Source organism: Brevundimonas sp. NPDC055812, from assembly GCF_053616535.1.
Map to the genome: position 1 here is coordinate 416680 of NZ_JBSHDX010000001.1, position 15677 is coordinate 432356.

Here is a 15677-nt window from a genome sequence, read left to right on the forward strand (position 1 = left end):
TCTTCTCGTTCGTCTCCAGCCGCGCTAAGGCTGTCGGCAAGGGAGGCGGACGGCGTCGCGACCACGACGGCCGCCGCACAGGACAGGGAGAGGTCATGACGCGTACCGCATTCGTCACCGGGGGCACCCGGGGCATCGGCAAGGCGATCGTTCAACGACTGAAGGAAGACGGGCTGCAGGTCGCGGCCGGTTATTCCGGCAACACCGAGGCCGCAGAGGCCACCGCCCGCGAACTGGGCGTCATGGTGGTGAAGGGCAACGTCGGCTCTTTCGACGACTGCGCCCGGGCGGTGCAGGAAGTCGAGGCGCAGTTCGGTCCCATCGACGTTCTGGTGAACAATGCGGGCATCACCCGCGACGGCTTCTTCCACAAGATGAGCGCGGACCAGTGGTCCGACGTGATCCGCGTCAACATGGACAGCGTGTTCAACATGACGCGCCAGGTGATCAACGGGATGCGCGACCGGGGCTTCGGCCGCATCGTCAACATCTCCTCGATCAACGGCCAGAAGGGCCAGATCGGCCAGACCAACTATTCCGCCGCCAAGGCCGGGATGATCGGCTTCACCAAGGCGCTGGCGCTGGAGAACGCGCGCAAGGGCGTGACCGTCAACTGCATCGCGCCGGGCTACATCGACACCGAAATGGTCGGCGCCATGGACCAGAAGGTGCTGGACAGCATCGTGGCCCAGATTCCGGTCGGCCGCCTGGGCAAGGGCGAGGAGATCGCCGACATGGTGTCCTGGCTGTCGGGCGAGCGTGCCGGATATGTCACAGGCTGCACCCTGTCGCTTAACGGCGGGCAGTACCTGGTTGGATAAGCCGCGTTCGCCCAAAATCCGCCGTTCGGGCGTATCACCTCTTAAATCATGAGGATTGCGGTCGAAGCCGTGGCGGAGAAGCCGCCTCTCTTCGCCGTCGCCGCGCCCAGCGCTGCGACGGGCGCCGGTCTGCGCCTGCTCTGCATCACGGGACTGGCGATGGCCGTCGCGGGTCTGGCGGGCGCCGTCAGGGCCGAGGCCCAGACCCGCTCCAACGTCCAGGCTGAACAGAGCCGCGTCATCCGCGACCAGTCGGTGACCCGCACCACCCCGCCGCCGGGACGCTATGTCTCCGAGGCGGGGCAGGCCTTCATCCTGGACCGGGCGGGGTCGCTGACCCTGCTGCGGTTCGAGCGCTCGACCGAGACCTGGGCCCTGCGTCCTTCCTCGGCCCCCCGCGGCGACACCATCTATCGCAACGACGCGGGCGATCAGGTGCTGCGCGTCACCGCCGGCGGCGGCGTCACCGTCTATACGACGCGCACGCCCGGCGGCTCGCCGGTCTCCCTGGCCGGGCCGCCGGTCAGCCTGGAGCCGCCCTCGCTCGGCCCGGTGCAGATGTTCAACCTGATGACCCGGCGCAGCAGTCTGGTCTCGGAAGCCATGGGCCGGCTGGTCCGCATCAACGTCTTCGGCGAGGAATCCGAGGCCCTGTGCATCGAGGCGCTGATCGTCACCACCGACGCCGTGGTCCGCATCGCCCGCTCGCCCAGCGCCCGCCCCTTCCTGGACCGGCTGCGCAGCATCACCGTGGTCGAGGGCCAGCGCGCGAGCGTGACCTATTCCAGCGGCGACCTGCGCGTCGTGGTCGATCCCCGGCGCGGCATCGCCGGTCGTCCGTCGTCGGCGCGCGTGATCCGGGCCGTCATCCCGCAGGACTGACGTGGACCAAAGGCCCAGGCCGCCCCATCTGCCCTTTCGCGCCCATTGGGCGTATGAGGGCCGCCATATTCACCATCAGAGAGGCTGATTTCACAGTGACCTCTTCCCTCACCGCCGTTTCCGCCGAGGACAAGGCCAGGACCCGCGCCATCGTCCCCGTGTCGATGAAGGGCTATGACGCCGACTTCCAGGCCTTCGCCGACGCCCTGGGCGCCTCGTTCGCCCGCTACGGCTTCGCCGTCATCGCCGACCACGGCCTGGACCAGGGCCTGATCGACGCCGCCGTGACCGACGCCAAGAGCTTCTTCGCCCTGCCCGAGGACGTGAAGCGTCAGTATCACCAGCCAGGCACCGGCGGCGCGCGCGGCCTGACGCCGTTCGGCGTCGAGGCGGCCAAGGGCGCCAAGGCCGTCGATCTGAAGGAGTTCTGGCACACGGGCCGCGAACTGCCGGAGGGCCATCCCTATCGACGGTACATGCGCGACAACATCTGGCCGACCGAGGTCGCGGGCTTCCGCGAGCACGTCTACGGCCTGTACGACGGTCTGGACACGCTGGGCCGCCGCATCCTGAAGGCCATCGCCCGCTATCTGAAGCTGGACGACGCCTATTTCGAGGACAAGGTCCAGCTGGGCAACAGCGTGCTGCGCCTGCTGCACTATCCGCCGATCCCGGCCGACGCCGAGGGCGTGCGCGCGGGCGCCCATGAGGACATCAACGTCATCACCCTGCTGCTGGGCGCCGAGGAGGCCGGGCTGCAGCTGAAGGACTCGGACGGCGAATGGCTGGACATCGCCCCGCCGCCGGGCGCCCTGGTGGTCAACATCGGCGACATGCTGCAGCGACTGGTCAACCACGTCCTGCCGTCGACGACCCACCGCGTGGTCAACCCGGCGCCCGAGCGTCGCGGCTTCGCCCGCTATTCGACGCCCTTCTTCCTGCACTTCAACCCGGACTTCCCGATCGAGACCCTGCCGTCGACGATCACCCCGGACAACCCGGACCGCTATGCGGGCAAGACCATCCTGGCCGAGGACTTCCTGACCGAGCGGCTGAAGGAGATCCGCCTGATCTGACCGGGCGGGACGACTGAAAGCATGAAGGGCCGACGGAGCGATCCGCCGGCCCTTTTGCTTGCAGCGGAGCCGGCGTCAGCGCGCGATGCGCAGGCGGGTGATGTCGCGGCCGATGGCGCGGAAGGCGTCACGCAGATCCGTGCCGCTGTCGGCCTTGAAGAAATGGGTGTCTTCGTTTGTGGCGCAGGCGCGCATGACGTCCAGGGCGGTATCGACGACGCCGACTCGTCCTGTGGCGTTCCCAAGGTTGAAGCCCACCGTGTAAACGACGATGTTCTGAGCCTTCATCCCTTCGCACAGCTTCACCGACTGCTGGAAGGGGTCCCCGTTGGTGGCCGCGCAATAGATGCGGCTTGTCGAACGCCCGCCCGTATTGGCGGCGACGTCCTCGCAATAGGGCGCATTGAACTCACCGTCCGTCATCAGGACCACGGCCTTGAGAGTCCTGGACGTATCATAGGGAGCCGGCTGGCCGTCGCCCGTGAAGATCGACCCGAAAGTGGGCGACACCAGATACCAACCCCAGGCGATGCCGATCTGTCCGGCGGTGTTGCCCGCAGCCCCGAGCGAATTGATACGGTCTTCGAGATCCCCGCGAACGCTGGTCAACGGCAGGATCGGCTGCGAGTTGCAGTTGGTCGCATAGACCCGCCCCACAGGAGCCAAGCCAGGCGCAGTATCCTTGTAAGCATCCTCGCCGGTCCGCTCGCTCACGCAATTGGTTGCGGGCAGGCTGGACATGGAGCCTGCGGAATTCCTGAAGACGAAGTATTCACAGCCCCGCAGGGTGCAATAGGCCTGACCGTCAGCGGTTTTCACAGGATCGTAGTTCGGGCCGAAACGATCGATGACGAAACGATCTGCGTCGAGAATTTCGATCGGAGCGAAGTTGCCGTTGATGTGCGGCGCGTTGTTGGTGCGTCGTTTCAGGCCGGAAACGCCGTCGATGTGAACATAGTCATTGCCTGCCAGACCGTGCCCTGCGGAGGTCACGACGAGGTTGCAGTCCGCCCTGAGGCATTTCGAAAACGCGCCGCCGGACCCGTTTCTGGAGTATCTGGACGTGTCAGAGCCGTTCAGACTGAAGGTATTCGTATTGATAACGGTGACGCTGAACGCGCTGTCGTTGATGTTGGTGGTGTTGGACACCCCCGAGATCGCCACCCGATCCCCCGTTTTCAGGCCGTGATTCGTCGAGGTCGTCACCCGAGCGGGACTTGCGCGCGAGACTGACGAGACAGCCCCCGCAACGTCATAATAACGTATGTCGGTGATCGCGGTCGGACCGCGCAGGTCGCCGCGAGCCGCCTTGGCCAGCGTCCCCGGCAGGGTGGCGCTGGCGTCCAGCTTCACCGCCCAGTCGTAGGGGGCCACGGCCGCGCGGGAATAGAAGGGCGACTGCTGGTCCTGCACGACGATCTTGACCAATTCCTTGGCCGCTTCGCGCAGGTCGCCGATGCTGCCGCTCATCGATCCCGTGGTGTCCAGCACCATGGCCACCTCGACGTTGCGCGACGCGCGCAGGACTTCGGAGCGGGTGCTGACCGGGAGGTAGTCGTCCAGCAGCTTGCCGTAGGGGGGCAGGACGATGTTGGCGACCAGAACCTTGACGTTGACCCTGGCGTCGCCGGTGACGCGGTTGTTGAGCAGGACGAAGTTGGCCGTGTCGCCCGAGGTCTCGCCGAAATAGCCGGGCATGTTGGCCTTGAGCGCCGCCAGGCCGACTTTGTTGATGTTGACGTCGTCCGTGAAGGTCGAACGGGCGGCGGCCAGGGCGGCGGCATCCAGCGCGTCCTGAAGCTGGGCCTTCACCTTGGAGGCCTGGTGGATGTCGATGGCGCCCAGGGTGATCATCAGCAGCACCGGCAGGGCCAGGGCGAACATCATCGCCACATTGCCCTGGGTCTGGCGCAGAAAGCGCGCGGTCAGTCGCTTCAGCCCGGCGGCGGCGCGGGCGCGTGTCAATCGGTCCATCGTGTCGCCAACCCCGGCTGCCCTGGCGCGGACGCTGGGGTCCGCCGTCGTCCCCAGCATGACGCGGGTCCGTTAAAGCTTGGCCCCAAGCTCACGGTTAACAGCGGGTTGCGAAACCTGCGTCCTCAGCGGCGGTCGACGCAGGCGTCCAGCCCCTGTTGGCGCACCGTGCCCATGGCCGCCTGGATGCGGGCGGCGCGGCGGCGGACATAGGGGCCGGAGTTGGCCGCCTTGTAGCGGCGCGGGCTGGGCAGGATGGCGGCCAGGCGGGCGGCCTCCTGCGCGGTCAGCTTGTCGGCGCTCTTGTCAAACCAGTGGCGCGAGGCGGCCTCGGCGCCATAGACGCCCGGCGCCCATTCGGCGACGTTCAGATACATCTCCATGATCCGCCGCTTGCCCCAGCCGATCTCGATCAGGCCGGTGTAACCGACTTCCAGCCCCTTCCTGACCCAGTCGCGGCCGGGCCACAGGAAGACGTTCTTGGCGGTCTGCTGGCTGATGGTCGAAGCGCCGCGCCTCTTGTCCGAGCCGCGCTGTTCGGCGCGTTCGTTGGCCTCCATCGCCTTCTGGATCGCTTCGACGTCGAAGCCGTGGTGCCGGCAGAAGCGGGCGTCCTCGGCGGCGATCACCGCTTCGACCAGACGCGGCGAGATGCGGTCCAGCGAGCGCCAGCGATAGTCCATGCCATGCCCGGCCGCCGCCTGCTGGACCATCAGGATCGTGGCGAGAGGCGGCAGGAAGCGATGCACCGCCACTCCGGCCAGCGGGAACAGAGCCAGGATCACGAGCAGGGTCAGGATCGGCCGCCGCCTGCGGCCCTTTGCGCGGGTCATGGGGTGAGGATGACTCAGGAAGGTTGAGAAATCACGGCGACGCTTGCCAAACCGCCGTCATTCTCGGGCTTGACCCGAGAATCCAGGAGCGCCGGCACCTGAACGAGGATCGCAGAACCGTCGAGGGGCTGGATCCTCGGGTCAAGCCCGAGGATGACGGCGTGGAGGGATACGGATCAGAGCGCAGCCACGCCCGCCTGGCCGTCCTCGTCGGCCCAGGCGATGCGGGCGGCGCCGGAACTCATGGCCAGGGCGGTGATGGGGGCGCCCTTGTCCGGCTTGACGAACTGAAGGCCGCGCCCGGCCGGATCGGCCCACCAGACGCGCCCGTCTTCCAGCCCCGCCGCCAGACGGCCATGGGCGGGGGCGGCGGCGACCTGGGCGATCAGGGTCGTCTCGTCATAGCCGATCTCGGTCGCCTCGCGGCCCATCGGCCCGTTGGAGCCGACGAAGGGCCACAGCACCACGCCCTGCGCGCCCGAGGTGGCCAGAAGCTGCCCCTTGGCCATGAAGGCGAAGCTCTTGATCTTGGACGGATAGCCGCCCATCCGCATGTTCTTCTGATCCTTCAGGCGCCAGCCGTGCAGTTGGTTGTCCTGCATCGAGGTGACGACAAAGGCGCCGTCGGTCGAGAAGCCGACCGCCAGGTGCGATCCGGCCCAGGCCAGCTTCGTCGGCTGCTGCTGCTCGATGCGGGCGTACCACAGCCAGGCGCCGCCATAGGTCGAGGCGGCGATGCGGCGGCCCTTGGGGTCGAAGGCCACGCCCGAGACGGTGCGCTCGTGCTGGAAGTCGCGGCGGAAGTGCGGGTCCTTGACGTCCAGCACGCTCAGGGTGCGGCCCGAGGAGAAGGCGATCAGCCCCGACTCGGGCGAAGCGGCGACGGCGTCGATCCATTGGCCCTTGGTCTGGGCCAGCAGGACGGCCTCGCCCTCGCGGCTCCAGACCAGTTTGCCGTCGTCGCCGCCGGTGACGATCCCCTCGCCCGAGGGGTGGACGCAGGCGCACAGGACGGCGCCGTCATGGACCTCGCTGCGGGCGCCGCTCTCGAACCGCACCGAGCCGTCGCCCAGGGCGAAGATCGCGCCGGTCTTGTCGAACAGGGCGGCGGTGACCTGGGCGTCGAAGGAGAAGGTCGTCATGTCGGCTCACGCAGGGCGAAAAAGAAGTCGGATGCGCCTCATAACCTCCCCCGTCGCGTCTGTCGCGTGGCGGGTCTATGAGGGGGCCATGACCCTGCTGCTCATTCCCGGCTTCATGGCCGATGCGACCCTGTGGGACGCCCTGAAAGACGATCTGGCCCCGTTCGGGCCGCTGGTCGCCACCGACCTCAGCCGGGGCGAGGATATAGAGAGCATGGCGGCGGCGATCCTGAGCGACGCGCCCGAACGGTTCGTCCCCGTGGGCTTCTCCATGGGCGGCTATGTGGCGCGCGAACTGGCGCGGATCGCGCCGCAGCGGGTGGAAGCCCTGATCCTGATCGCCACCTCGGCGCGGGGAGATACCGACGAACTGATCCGCCAACGGCGCTCGGCCCTGAAGGCGCCGCCGAAGGCCTTCAAGGGGTTGAGCCGACCGGCCATCGTCTCGTCCCTGCACCCCGATCTGGCGGACGACGAGGCGATGATCACGCGGGTGCGCGACATGGGCTTGCGGCTGGGCGGCGAGGTGTTTCACCGTCAGTCGGCGATGGCGCGGGCGGGCGATCTGGAGCGGCTGGGAGAGATCGCTCAGCCAACGCTGATCGTGGCGGCGGATGCGGATCGGCTGCGCAGCGCTGAGGAGGCGGAGGAACTGCACCGCGGGATCGCAGGCTCGACGCTGGAGACGGTGACGCACACCGGCCACATGATCCCGCTGGAACAGCCGAAGGCGCTGGCGCGGGTGATGACGGAATGGCTCGCGTCCCTCTCCTGATGGGAGAGGGCTTGAGGCTCGGAGAGCCAAAGGCGAACCGCAAGCCGAAAAGGTGAGGGTTCGCGGGTGACGTCGGCCAAAGGCCGTGGCGCGACGGCTGACGCCGATTGACGGGACAAGCCCCTCACCCTTTCGCGCAAGAACGATCGCTCCGCTCTCGTGCGCTCAAGCCCTCTCCCGCCGGGAGAGGGTGTTAGCTGTGCGTCTCGACCCAGCGCTTCGTCATCAGTTCGCCGGACGCATAGGCCTCCTGAAGCTCGACGCTCCAGTAGTTGAGGGCCTCCAGCGGGATCGGCGCGCCCGAGACGGCGCAGCGGACGAAGTCGCCGCGCTGCAGGATCTCGAAATCGGGCGTGCCGTAGATCAGTCTGGCTTCCACACGCCCCGTCATGCCGCGCAGGCCTCGAACCCGGCCTTCAGGGCCGCTTCGTCCAGATCACGGCCGATGAAGACGGCGCGGCTCCAGCGGCGCTCCTTTTCGCCCCAGGGCTTCTGGAGGTCGCCTTCGAGGATCATGTGCACGGCCTGGAAGACCAGGCGGCGGTCCTCGCCGGCCACGTCGATGATGCCCTTGGCGCGCAGGATGTTCTGGCCCTGCTCGCCCAGAAGCTTGTCCAGCCACGCCGTGAAGCGGGCGCCGTCCAGCGGGCGATCCAGCGTTAGGGAAATCCCCTTGATGTCATCCTCGTGCGCGTGGCCGCGCGGGCCGTGGTCATGCCCATCGTGATGGTCATGATCGTGCGCGTGGTCATGGTGGTGGTGATCATGGCCGCAATGCTCGTCGTGGACATGGCCCTCGGCGCCGTGGGGCGGGTTCACGAAGTCCGGCTTGACCTCGAGGATGCGGTCCAGGTCGAAGGCGTGCAGGCCCAACACCTGATCCAGCGGCACGTTCGAGCGTTCGGCGCGCACGATGGGGGCCAGCGGGTTCAGCGCGCGCAGGCGGGCCTCGACGGCCGCAAGTTGGGCTTCGTCCACCAGATCGATCTTGTTCAGGATGATGCGGTCGGCGAAGGCGACCTGTTCGCGCGCCTCCTTGGAGTCGTCCAGACGCGCCATGACGTGCTTGGCGTCGACCAGGGCGGTGACGCTGTCCAGCTGGGTCTTGGCCTTGACCTCGTCGTCGACGAAGAAGGTCTGGGCCACCGGGCCGGGGTCGGCCAGGCCGGTCGTCTCGACGATGATGGCGTCGAAGGCGGGCTTGCCGGGGCGCTGGCGCTTCATCAGGCCGTTGACCACGCGGATCAGGTCGCCGCGCACCGTGCAGCAGACGCAGCCGTTGTTCATCTCGAACACGTCCTCGTCGGCGCCGACCACCAGGTCGTTGTCGATGCCGATCTCGCCGAACTCGTTGACGATGACGGCGTAGCGCTTGCCGTGGTCCTCGGTGAGGATGCGGTTCAGCAGGGTGGTCTTGCCGGCGCCGAGGTAGCCGGTGAGGACGGTCACGGGTGTCTTCTGGGTCATGGCTCGCTAGATGGCGGCTGAGGGCCGCCTTGGGAAGAGGCGAAACCGCTCAGCAGGTCGGACAATCCGGCAGGACCGCCGTTTCCAGCTGAAGGGTCGTGTGGCTGATGTCGAATCGACCGCGCGCCAGGCCTTGCGCCTCGGCCAGAAGGGCGTCGCCGTCGGGACCCTGGTGGACGATATGGGCGGTCAGGGCCGCGTCCGTGGTCGACAGGCCCCAGACGTGCAGGTCGTGCACCGCCGTCACCCCCGGCAGGGCCAGGAAGGCGGCGCGAATCTCGCCCACGTCCAACCCGTTCGGCGCGGCGTCCAGCGCCAGGTTCACCGAATCCTTCAGCAGGCCCCAGGTGCCGATCATGATGACGGCGACGATGAGCAGGCTGACGATCCCGTCGATCATCGACCAGCCGGTCAACAGGATGACCGCCCCGGCGACGACCACGCCCAGCGACACGGCGGCGTCGGCCATCATGTGCAGATAGGCGCCGCGCACGTTCAGGTCCTTGTGCTGGTCCTTCATGAACAGCAGGGCGGTGCCCAGGTTGATGACGAAGCCGATCCCCGCCACGGCGATGATGACGCCCGAGGCCACCGGCGCGGGCTCGGCCAGGCGGCGCACCGCCTCGAAGGCGATGGCCCCACAGGCGAAGATCAGCAGAAGGGCGTTGCCCAGGGCCGCCAGGACCGTCGCCTTGCCATAGCCGTAGGTGCGCTTCGGCCCCGCCGCGCGCCGCGCCAGCCAGGCCGCCCCGCCCGCCATGGCCAGGCCCAGCACATCCGACAGATTGTGGCCCGCATCCGCCATCAGGGCGGTGGAATCGGCGATGAATCCGGCCGTGAACTCGGCGGCGACAAAGGCCAGGTTGACGATCAGGCCGACGGCGTAGCGCCAGTCGCCCGTGTCGGTCGGGCCATGATGGTGATGATGCCCGCCCAGACCATGGGAATGGCCATGGGAATGGCCGTGCGAATGCCCGTGAGCATGGCTGTGGGAATGATCGTGATGATCGTGGCCGTCATGGCCGTGTGCGTGATCGTGCGCCATGTCCGTTCAGCTAGATCCTCCCTCGCGGGAAGGTCAAGACCCGCCAGGATAAGTCCTTGAATGTAAATAGATAACCTATCGAAACTCAGTGCTGGTGCGTCAGCACCAGGAAGCCGATCAGGATCAGGGCTCCACCCAGGATGGCCCCCTCGTAGCGCGCCCACCGCTCCAGCCGCAGGATGGAGTAGCCTGCGGTCGCCAGGGCCGCCAGCAGGGTCATGCCCAGCACCGTTCCGGCCGTGAAGGCCAGAGTCAGAAGGGCCAGCGCCCCCACGCCCTCGGTCGCCGAGGACAGGTAGATGGGCAGCAGCACCTCGCCCGGCGTCACGGCCATCATCAGCACCAAGCCCCAGAAGGCGGCGCGATCCGACACCGCCGGCTCGGCCAGTTCGGTCGCGGGCCCGCCTGCGGTCGCCGGGCGCCTCAGCGAGGCCCTGGCCAGGTAGAAGGCGCCGAACAGGAACAAAAGGGCCGCCGACAGGTGGGGCAGCAGCCCCTCCACCCAGCGGTTCAACGCCAGACCGGCCGCCACGATCAGCGAGCCGACCACCGCGGTCGACACGATATGCGCCAGACCGGCCGTGACCACGGCCGTCATCACCCGCGCCACGCTCCAGCGCTGGGCGCGGCCGACGAGGACGAAAGGCAGCCAGTGGGTCGGCAGGGCCGCGTGCAGGAAGGCCGCGACGAAGCCGCCGCCCAGAAGCGACAGCAGCACCGGCTCGGCGAGATCGGGAGAAGACATGGCCGCTCCCTTAGAATGTTATCTTATAACAGTCGAGAAGAATCGGCGAAGAATCTTCATGCGCGGCGTCACGCCGCGCTCTCTATATATGCCCCTATGCGCGCCTATCGGCTTGCGTGGTCCGTGCGATCCGGCCACAGAGTCCGCCAGGAACCGGTTTCATGCGGGTTTTGGCCCGGCAGGCGTCCGTTTCACGTTGACTCTTCCGTGACCATCCGTATATGTCGCCGCTCTTCGCCCGCAGGGTCTCCTGGCGGGCGCATCCATTTTTGCGTTCACGCTGAGGCTTCCTAATGTACGCGGTGATCAAGACCGGCGGAAAGCAGTACCGGGTTCAACCGGGCGATGTGATTGTTGTCGAGAAGATCGACGGCGACGCTGGCGCTGCCGTCAATTTCGGTGAAGTCCTCATGCTGGGCGGCGACAAGGGTGTTACGGTCGGCGCTCCGCTGATCGACGGCGCCGCTGTCGCAGCCACGCTGATCGAGACCCGCAAGGGCGAGAAGATCAAGATCTTCAAGAAGATCCGTCGTCAGGGCTATCGCCGCACGAACGGCCATCGCCAGATGGAATCGGTCCTGCGCATCACCGGCATCGAAGGCGCCGGCGAGAAGGCCAAGTGGGACGGCAAGGTCGAGCTGATCACCAAGGCGGAAATCAACGCCCGCGCCCGTGGCCTGGCCCCGCGCGTCGAGGCTGTCGAAGCCGAGGCTCCGAAGGCCAAGAAGGCTCCGGCCAAGAAGGCCGCCGCCAAGAAGGCTGACGCCGCCGAAGGCGCCGAAGCCTAAGAGTTTCACCGGCGCTGGATCAGCGCCAGTCCAGATCGTGAGGGTGCGCTCAAGCAGGCCGAATGGCCGATAGCGCCCCAAGAAGAGGAGCAGCAAGATGGCTCACAAGAAATCCGGCGGTTCGTCGCGCAACGGTCGCGACTCCGAGTCGAAGCGCCTTGGCGTGAAGAAGTTCGGCGGCGAGCGCGTGCTGGCCGGCAACATCCTCGTGCGTCAGCGCGGCACCAAATTCCACCCGGGCGCCAACGTCGGCCTGGGCCGCGACCACACCCTGTTCGCCACGGCGACCGGCGCGGTGCAGTTCACCACCAAACGTGGCGGCCGTTGTTACGTGTCGATTCTCCCGGCCAACGACGACGCCCAGGCGATGGCCGCCGAGTAACGCGAAGCCAGGACAGTATTTCCCCGGATCGCGTTGCTCTCGACAGCAGCCCGATCCGGACCAAGGGAAAATTTTCCGCGGGGAGTCTGGATCACCAGGCTCCCCGTTTGCGTTTCCCCGCCTCGAAGCCGCCCGAGCCCTCCAAGGAGGCGGCGCCGAAGACATCGAGGCCGAACCATGTGCGTGATCGAAACCTCTCCCGTCGTCGAGACGCGGCGCCTGCTGCTGCGCGCCCCCGGCGCCCAGGACGTGTCGCGGATCGCGACCCTGGCCAATGACCACGACATCGCCCGCATGACCAAGCGGATGCCCCACCCCTTCGGCGTCGACCACGCCGAGGACTTCGTGCTGCAGGTGGCGTCCCAGGATCCGAAGAAGGCCAACACCTTCCTGATCGAGCATGAGGATCACGGCCCTGTGGGCGTCATCGGCATGTTCCACGACGCCGACGCCGTGCCCGAAGCGGGCTATTGGATCGGACGGGAGTTCTGGGGTCGCGGCTATGCGACCGAGGCGCTGCAAGGCGCCCTGGTCTGGGCCTCGACGCGGTGGAAGCGCCGCGCCCTGATGGCCGGCTACTTCGCCGACAACCCCGCCTCGGGCCGAGTGCTGGAGAAGGCGGGCTTCCTCTACACCGGCGAGACCCGTCCGGCCTTCAGCCGCGCCCGGGGCGAAAGCGCCGATACGCGGATGATGGTCTGGCTGGCCTGATAGGGTGCGGAAATCGCGGGGCTTTCGGTCAGCGACGCAGTTTTTTCACGAAAGCGGAAAAAGGCTGTTGACCGCCCCGAGGGTCCCCCCTATTAGTCCGCGCCTCGGCGGGGCGACCCACCGGGCCCAGGTGGCGGAATTGGTAGACGCGCTGGCTTCAGGTGCCAGTGGCTTAACGGTCGTGGAAGTTCGAGTCTTCTCCTGGGCACCATTTCTCAAGCGGCGCTGTATCCGATAGGATGCGGCGCCGTTTGTCATTTCGGCCCCGACCTCCCCTTCCCTGCGCCGCGACAGCAAAGGTCGAGCCTGCGTTCTGGCGATAGCGCGCGGTTCGTCTATGTTACGGCCTGAACGACTGACGAGTTTGCGCGCATGACGGTTTATTTCCACGAGGGCGACCTGCCCGACGGCCTCGACCTGGGTCCCGAGGTCGCGATCGATTCCGAGACGATGGGCCTGCGCTTCCGTCGCGACCCGCTGTGCGTGGTGCAGCTGTCGTCCGGCGACGGGAACGCCCACGTCGTGCGCCTGAACCGCCCCGCCTATGACTGCCCCAACCTCAAGCGGCTGCTGACCGATCCGAAGGTGCTGAAGATCTTCCACTTCGGCCGCTTCGACATCGGCATGTTCGAACTGCACCTGGGCGTCGAGACGCGGCCGGTCTACTGCACCAAGATCGCCTCCAAGCTGGCGCGCACCTATACCGACCGGCACGGCCTGAAGGACGTGGCGCGCGAACTGGCCGGGGTCGACATGTCCAAGGCGCAGCAGAGCTCGGACTGGGGGGCGGCCGAACTGAGCCAGGCGCAGATGGATTACGCCGCCTCGGACGTTCTCTACCTGCACGCCATCAAGGACCGGCTGAACGAGATGCTGGTCCGCGAGGGCCGCATGGAGCTGGCCCAGGCCTGCTTCGACTTCCTGCCCATGCGCTCGCGCCTCGACCTGGCCGGTTGGGACGAGATCGACATCTTCGCCCACGCCTGAAGGACGGACCTGAAACGCCGATGAGCGAACAGCACGCCCAGGACGAGCAGAAGCGCGCCGACGAGGCGCGCGTCGCCCGCGCCGGCGAACGCTGGCGCACGCGCTCGCGGCGGGTGAAGCTGTATCGGCGCGTCCTGCCCATCGTCATCCTGATGCTGGCGGGGGGCGCCCTGACCTGGACCGTGTTCCGCACCGTCATGTCGGGGGTGGAGCGCAAGGCCAGCGAGAGCCGCGAGATCCGCCTGGACAACCCCATGTTCCACGGCCAGGACGCGCAGGGGCGCTCCTTCGTCATCGGCGCCCAGGGCGCGGTGCGCGACCCGGCGACCGGCCATTTCCGCCTGATCGGCCCCCTGCTGCGGTTGAACCTGGGCGCGCGAAAGACGACGGAGCTGAGCGCCGACGGCGGCACCTATATCGAGACGCAGCGCAAGGTCGTCATCGGCCCGAACGTCAAGATCTCCGACGGCGGCACGGGCTGGGAGCTGACCACGCCGGAAGCCGTGGTCGACACGGACACCGGCGTCGTCACCGGCGACAAGGGGGTGCAGGGTCGCGGCCCCCTTGGAAGCATCGATGCTTCGTCTTATGCGATCTATGATCAGGGCCAGCGGGTCGTCTTCAACGGCCAGGGCGAAAACAAGGTGCGCGGGACCATCAATCCCGCCGGAGCCGACAGATGAACATGTCCAAGTCCAAACTGACGCTCGCGGGCGTCGCCCTGCTGACCGCCCTGGCCCTGCCCGCCGTTTCGGGCGCCCAGAACGCATCAGCCAACCGCGCCGACGCCAGCCGCCAGCCGGTCCAGTACGGCGCCGACGCCGGCGAGTACACGCCCGACGGCTTCTCCCTGCGGGGCCGGGCCGAGGTGACGCAGGGGTCGAACCGCCTGCGCGCCGACGCCATCCGCGGCTTCACCGCCAACGGCGACCTGACCCGCATCGAGGCGAGCGGCGGCGTCTACTTCGTCACCCCGGACCAGAGCATGAAGGGCGACCGCGCCGTCTATACGCTGAACGACGGCAACGTCGTGGTGACCGGCGACGTGATCCTGACCCAGGGCAAGAGCGTCCTGACCGGCAACCGCCTCGTCTACAACGTCCGCACCGAGACGGCCCGCATCGAGGGCGGGGGCGCCAACGGCCGCGTCCAGGGCGTCTTCTATCCGCAAGGGAACTGACCCCGCGTGGCGCGCAAGGAACTCTCCGCCCTCAACCGGGACGCCCCCGCCGCCGCAGAGACGACGGCGCTTGAGGAGGCGCGTCCCACCGGGCTGCGCGTCGAGCACATCGCCCGCAGCTTCGGCCAGCGTCAGGTGGTGCGCGACGTCTCCCTGAACGTCCAGCGCGGCGAGGTCTGCGGCCTGCTGGGTCCCAACGGGGCGGGCAAGACGACCTGCTTCTACATGATCACCGGCCTGATCCCCGCCGACAGCGGCTCGATCTGGCTGGACAATGAGGACATCACCCAACAGCCCATGTACCAGCGCGCGCGCATGGGCCTGGGCTATCTGGCGCAGGAAGCCTCCATCTTCCGCGGCATGACGGTCGAGCAGAACGTCAAGGCCGTGGTCGAACTGCGCGAGACGACGGCCGCCGGCGTGCGCGACGAGACCACCCGCCTGCTGGAGGAGCTGCGCATCGACCATCTGCGCCACGCCCCGGCCACCGGCCTGTCCGGCGGCGAGCGCCGGCGCGTCGAGATCGCCCGCGCCTTGGCCGCCCGGCCCAGCTTCATGCTGCTGGACGAACCCTTCGCCGGCATCGATCCGCTGGCGATCGCCGACATCCGCCAGGTGATCCGCTATCTGTCGGGTCAGGGCATCGGCGTGCTGATCACCGACCACAATGTGCGCGAGACCCTGGACATCATCGACCGCGTCTCGATCATCTCGTCCGGCTCCGTCCTGTTCGAGGGCACAGCCGACGAGGCGGTGGCCGACGCCGAGGTGCGCCGCGTCTACCTGGGCGAGATGTACGCCTGACGTCGAAAGGCGCACGACGAAAGCGCCGTTCGCCTGACGTTAACAGCTTCGGATCATGATCCCAG

General features: G+C 67.6%; 18 protein-coding genes and 1 tRNA gene. 12 read left to right on the plus strand and 7 right to left on the minus strand.

Annotated features, from left to right (window positions below):
• Positions 1 to 95: 95 nt before the first annotated feature.
• Genes phbB through ACWGL1_RS01990 form a run of 3 tightly spaced genes read left to right on the plus strand, consistent with a single transcriptional unit; the run spans position 96 to position 2779 of the window.
• Positions 96 to 821: an acetoacetyl-CoA reductase gene (gene phbB, locus ACWGL1_RS01980; protein WP_312218264.1), complete on the plus strand. Its 726-nt coding sequence runs from the start codon at positions 96 to 98 to the stop codon at positions 819 to 821.
• A 48-nt stretch (positions 822 to 869) separates the two neighbouring features.
• Positions 870 to 1703: a DUF4908 domain-containing protein gene (locus tag ACWGL1_RS01985; protein ID WP_452111038.1), complete on the plus strand. Its 834-nt coding sequence runs from the start codon at positions 870 to 872 to the stop codon at positions 1701 to 1703.
• Positions 1704 to 1756: 53 nt separating this feature from the next.
• Positions 1757 to 2779 (plus strand): isopenicillin N synthase family dioxygenase, encoded by a 1023-nt coding sequence (locus ACWGL1_RS01990; RefSeq protein ID WP_338576850.1) that lies wholly within the window; start codon positions 1757 to 1759, stop codon positions 2777 to 2779.
• A gap of 75 nt (positions 2780 to 2854) precedes the next feature.
• Here the strand turns inward: ACWGL1_RS01990 and ACWGL1_RS01995 are convergent, their stop codons facing one another.
• The 3 genes from ACWGL1_RS01995 to ACWGL1_RS02005 form a co-directional block, all read right to left on the minus strand.
• A complete protein-coding gene (locus tag ACWGL1_RS01995; RefSeq protein WP_452111039.1) occupies positions 2855 to 4813 on the minus strand; it encodes a ubiquitin-activating E1 FCCH domain-containing protein in 1959 nt (652 codons plus the stop codon).
• A gap of 65 nt (positions 4814 to 4878) precedes the next feature.
• Complete coding sequence (mtgA, locus tag ACWGL1_RS02000; protein ID WP_452111040.1) at positions 4879 to 5586, minus strand: monofunctional biosynthetic peptidoglycan transglycosylase; 708 nt, start codon at positions 5584 to 5586, stop codon at positions 4879 to 4881.
• Between the two features lie 176 nt (positions 5587 to 5762).
• Positions 5763 to 6728, minus strand: a complete 966-nt coding sequence (locus ACWGL1_RS02005) for a WD40 repeat domain-containing protein (RefSeq protein WP_452111041.1) — start codon at positions 6726 to 6728, stop codon at positions 5763 to 5765.
• Between the two features lie 88 nt (positions 6729 to 6816).
• Between ACWGL1_RS02005 and ACWGL1_RS02010 the strand changes: the two genes are divergently transcribed.
• Positions 6817 to 7503 carry an alpha/beta fold hydrolase gene (locus ACWGL1_RS02010; protein WP_452111042.1) on the plus strand — a complete coding sequence of 229 codons (687 nt, stop codon included), beginning with the start codon at positions 6817 to 6819 and terminating at the stop codon, positions 7501 to 7503.
• A gap of 193 nt (positions 7504 to 7696) precedes the next feature.
• Here the strand turns inward: ACWGL1_RS02010 and ACWGL1_RS02015 are convergent, their stop codons facing one another.
• From ACWGL1_RS02015 to ACWGL1_RS02030, 4 genes are all read right to left on the minus strand, one after another.
• Entirely contained in the window at positions 7697 to 7894 is a 198-nt protein-coding gene (locus ACWGL1_RS02015) for a DUF2093 domain-containing protein (protein ID WP_452111043.1), read from the minus strand.
• Positions 7891 to 8970: a CobW family GTP-binding protein gene (locus ACWGL1_RS02020; RefSeq protein WP_291777167.1), complete on the minus strand. Its 1080-nt coding sequence runs from the start codon at positions 8968 to 8970 to the stop codon at positions 7891 to 7893. The genes ACWGL1_RS02015 and ACWGL1_RS02020 overlap by 4 nt, the downstream gene beginning before the upstream one ends.
• 49 nt (positions 8971 to 9019) lie before the next feature.
• Positions 9020 to 10015, minus strand: a complete 996-nt coding sequence (locus ACWGL1_RS02025) for a cation diffusion facilitator family transporter (RefSeq protein WP_452111044.1) — start codon at positions 10013 to 10015, stop codon at positions 9020 to 9022.
• 85 nt (positions 10016 to 10100) lie between these two features.
• On the minus strand, positions 10101 to 10760 hold the full coding sequence (locus ACWGL1_RS02030) for a hypothetical protein (RefSeq protein ID WP_291777162.1): 660 nt from the start codon (positions 10758 to 10760) through the stop codon (positions 10101 to 10103).
• Positions 10761 to 11053: 293 nt separating this feature from the next.
• On the opposite strand from ACWGL1_RS02030, the gene rplU reads away from it, so the two are divergent.
• The 8 genes from rplU to lptB all read left to right on the plus strand — a co-directional run bounded on the left by rplU (position 11054) and on the right by lptB (position 15612).
• Positions 11054 to 11548 (plus strand): 50S ribosomal protein L21, encoded by a 495-nt coding sequence (gene rplU / locus ACWGL1_RS02035; protein WP_291777160.1) that lies wholly within the window; start codon positions 11054 to 11056, stop codon positions 11546 to 11548.
• Positions 11549 to 11645: 97 nt separating this feature from the next.
• Entirely contained in the window at positions 11646 to 11930 is a 285-nt protein-coding gene (gene rpmA, locus ACWGL1_RS02040; protein ID WP_040344569.1) for a 50S ribosomal protein L27, read from the plus strand.
• A gap of 177 nt (positions 11931 to 12107) precedes the next feature.
• Positions 12108 to 12641, plus strand: a complete 534-nt coding sequence (locus ACWGL1_RS02045; RefSeq protein ID WP_452111045.1) for a GNAT family N-acetyltransferase — start codon at positions 12108 to 12110, stop codon at positions 12639 to 12641.
• Between the two features lie 124 nt (positions 12642 to 12765).
• Positions 12766 to 12852 (plus strand) — tRNA-Leu (locus tag ACWGL1_RS02050).
• A 161-nt stretch (positions 12853 to 13013) separates the two neighbouring features.
• Positions 13014 to 13628, plus strand: coding sequence for a ribonuclease D (locus ACWGL1_RS02055; RefSeq protein WP_291777145.1), 615 nt, complete (start codon positions 13014 to 13016; stop codon positions 13626 to 13628).
• 20 nt (positions 13629 to 13648) lie between these two features.
• Positions 13649 to 14311 (plus strand): LPS export ABC transporter periplasmic protein LptC, encoded by a 663-nt coding sequence (gene lptC, locus ACWGL1_RS02060; protein WP_291777142.1) that lies wholly within the window; start codon positions 13649 to 13651, stop codon positions 14309 to 14311.
• A complete protein-coding gene (locus ACWGL1_RS02065) occupies positions 14308 to 14808 on the plus strand; it encodes an LptA/OstA family protein (protein ID WP_291777138.1) in 501 nt (166 codons plus the stop codon). The genes lptC and ACWGL1_RS02065 overlap by 4 nt, the downstream gene beginning before the upstream one ends.
• Positions 14809 to 14814: 6 nt before the next feature.
• Complete coding sequence (gene lptB / locus ACWGL1_RS02070; RefSeq protein ID WP_291777135.1) at positions 14815 to 15612, plus strand: LPS export ABC transporter ATP-binding protein; 798 nt, start codon at positions 14815 to 14817, stop codon at positions 15610 to 15612.
• Positions 15613 to 15677: the final 65 nt, after the last annotated feature.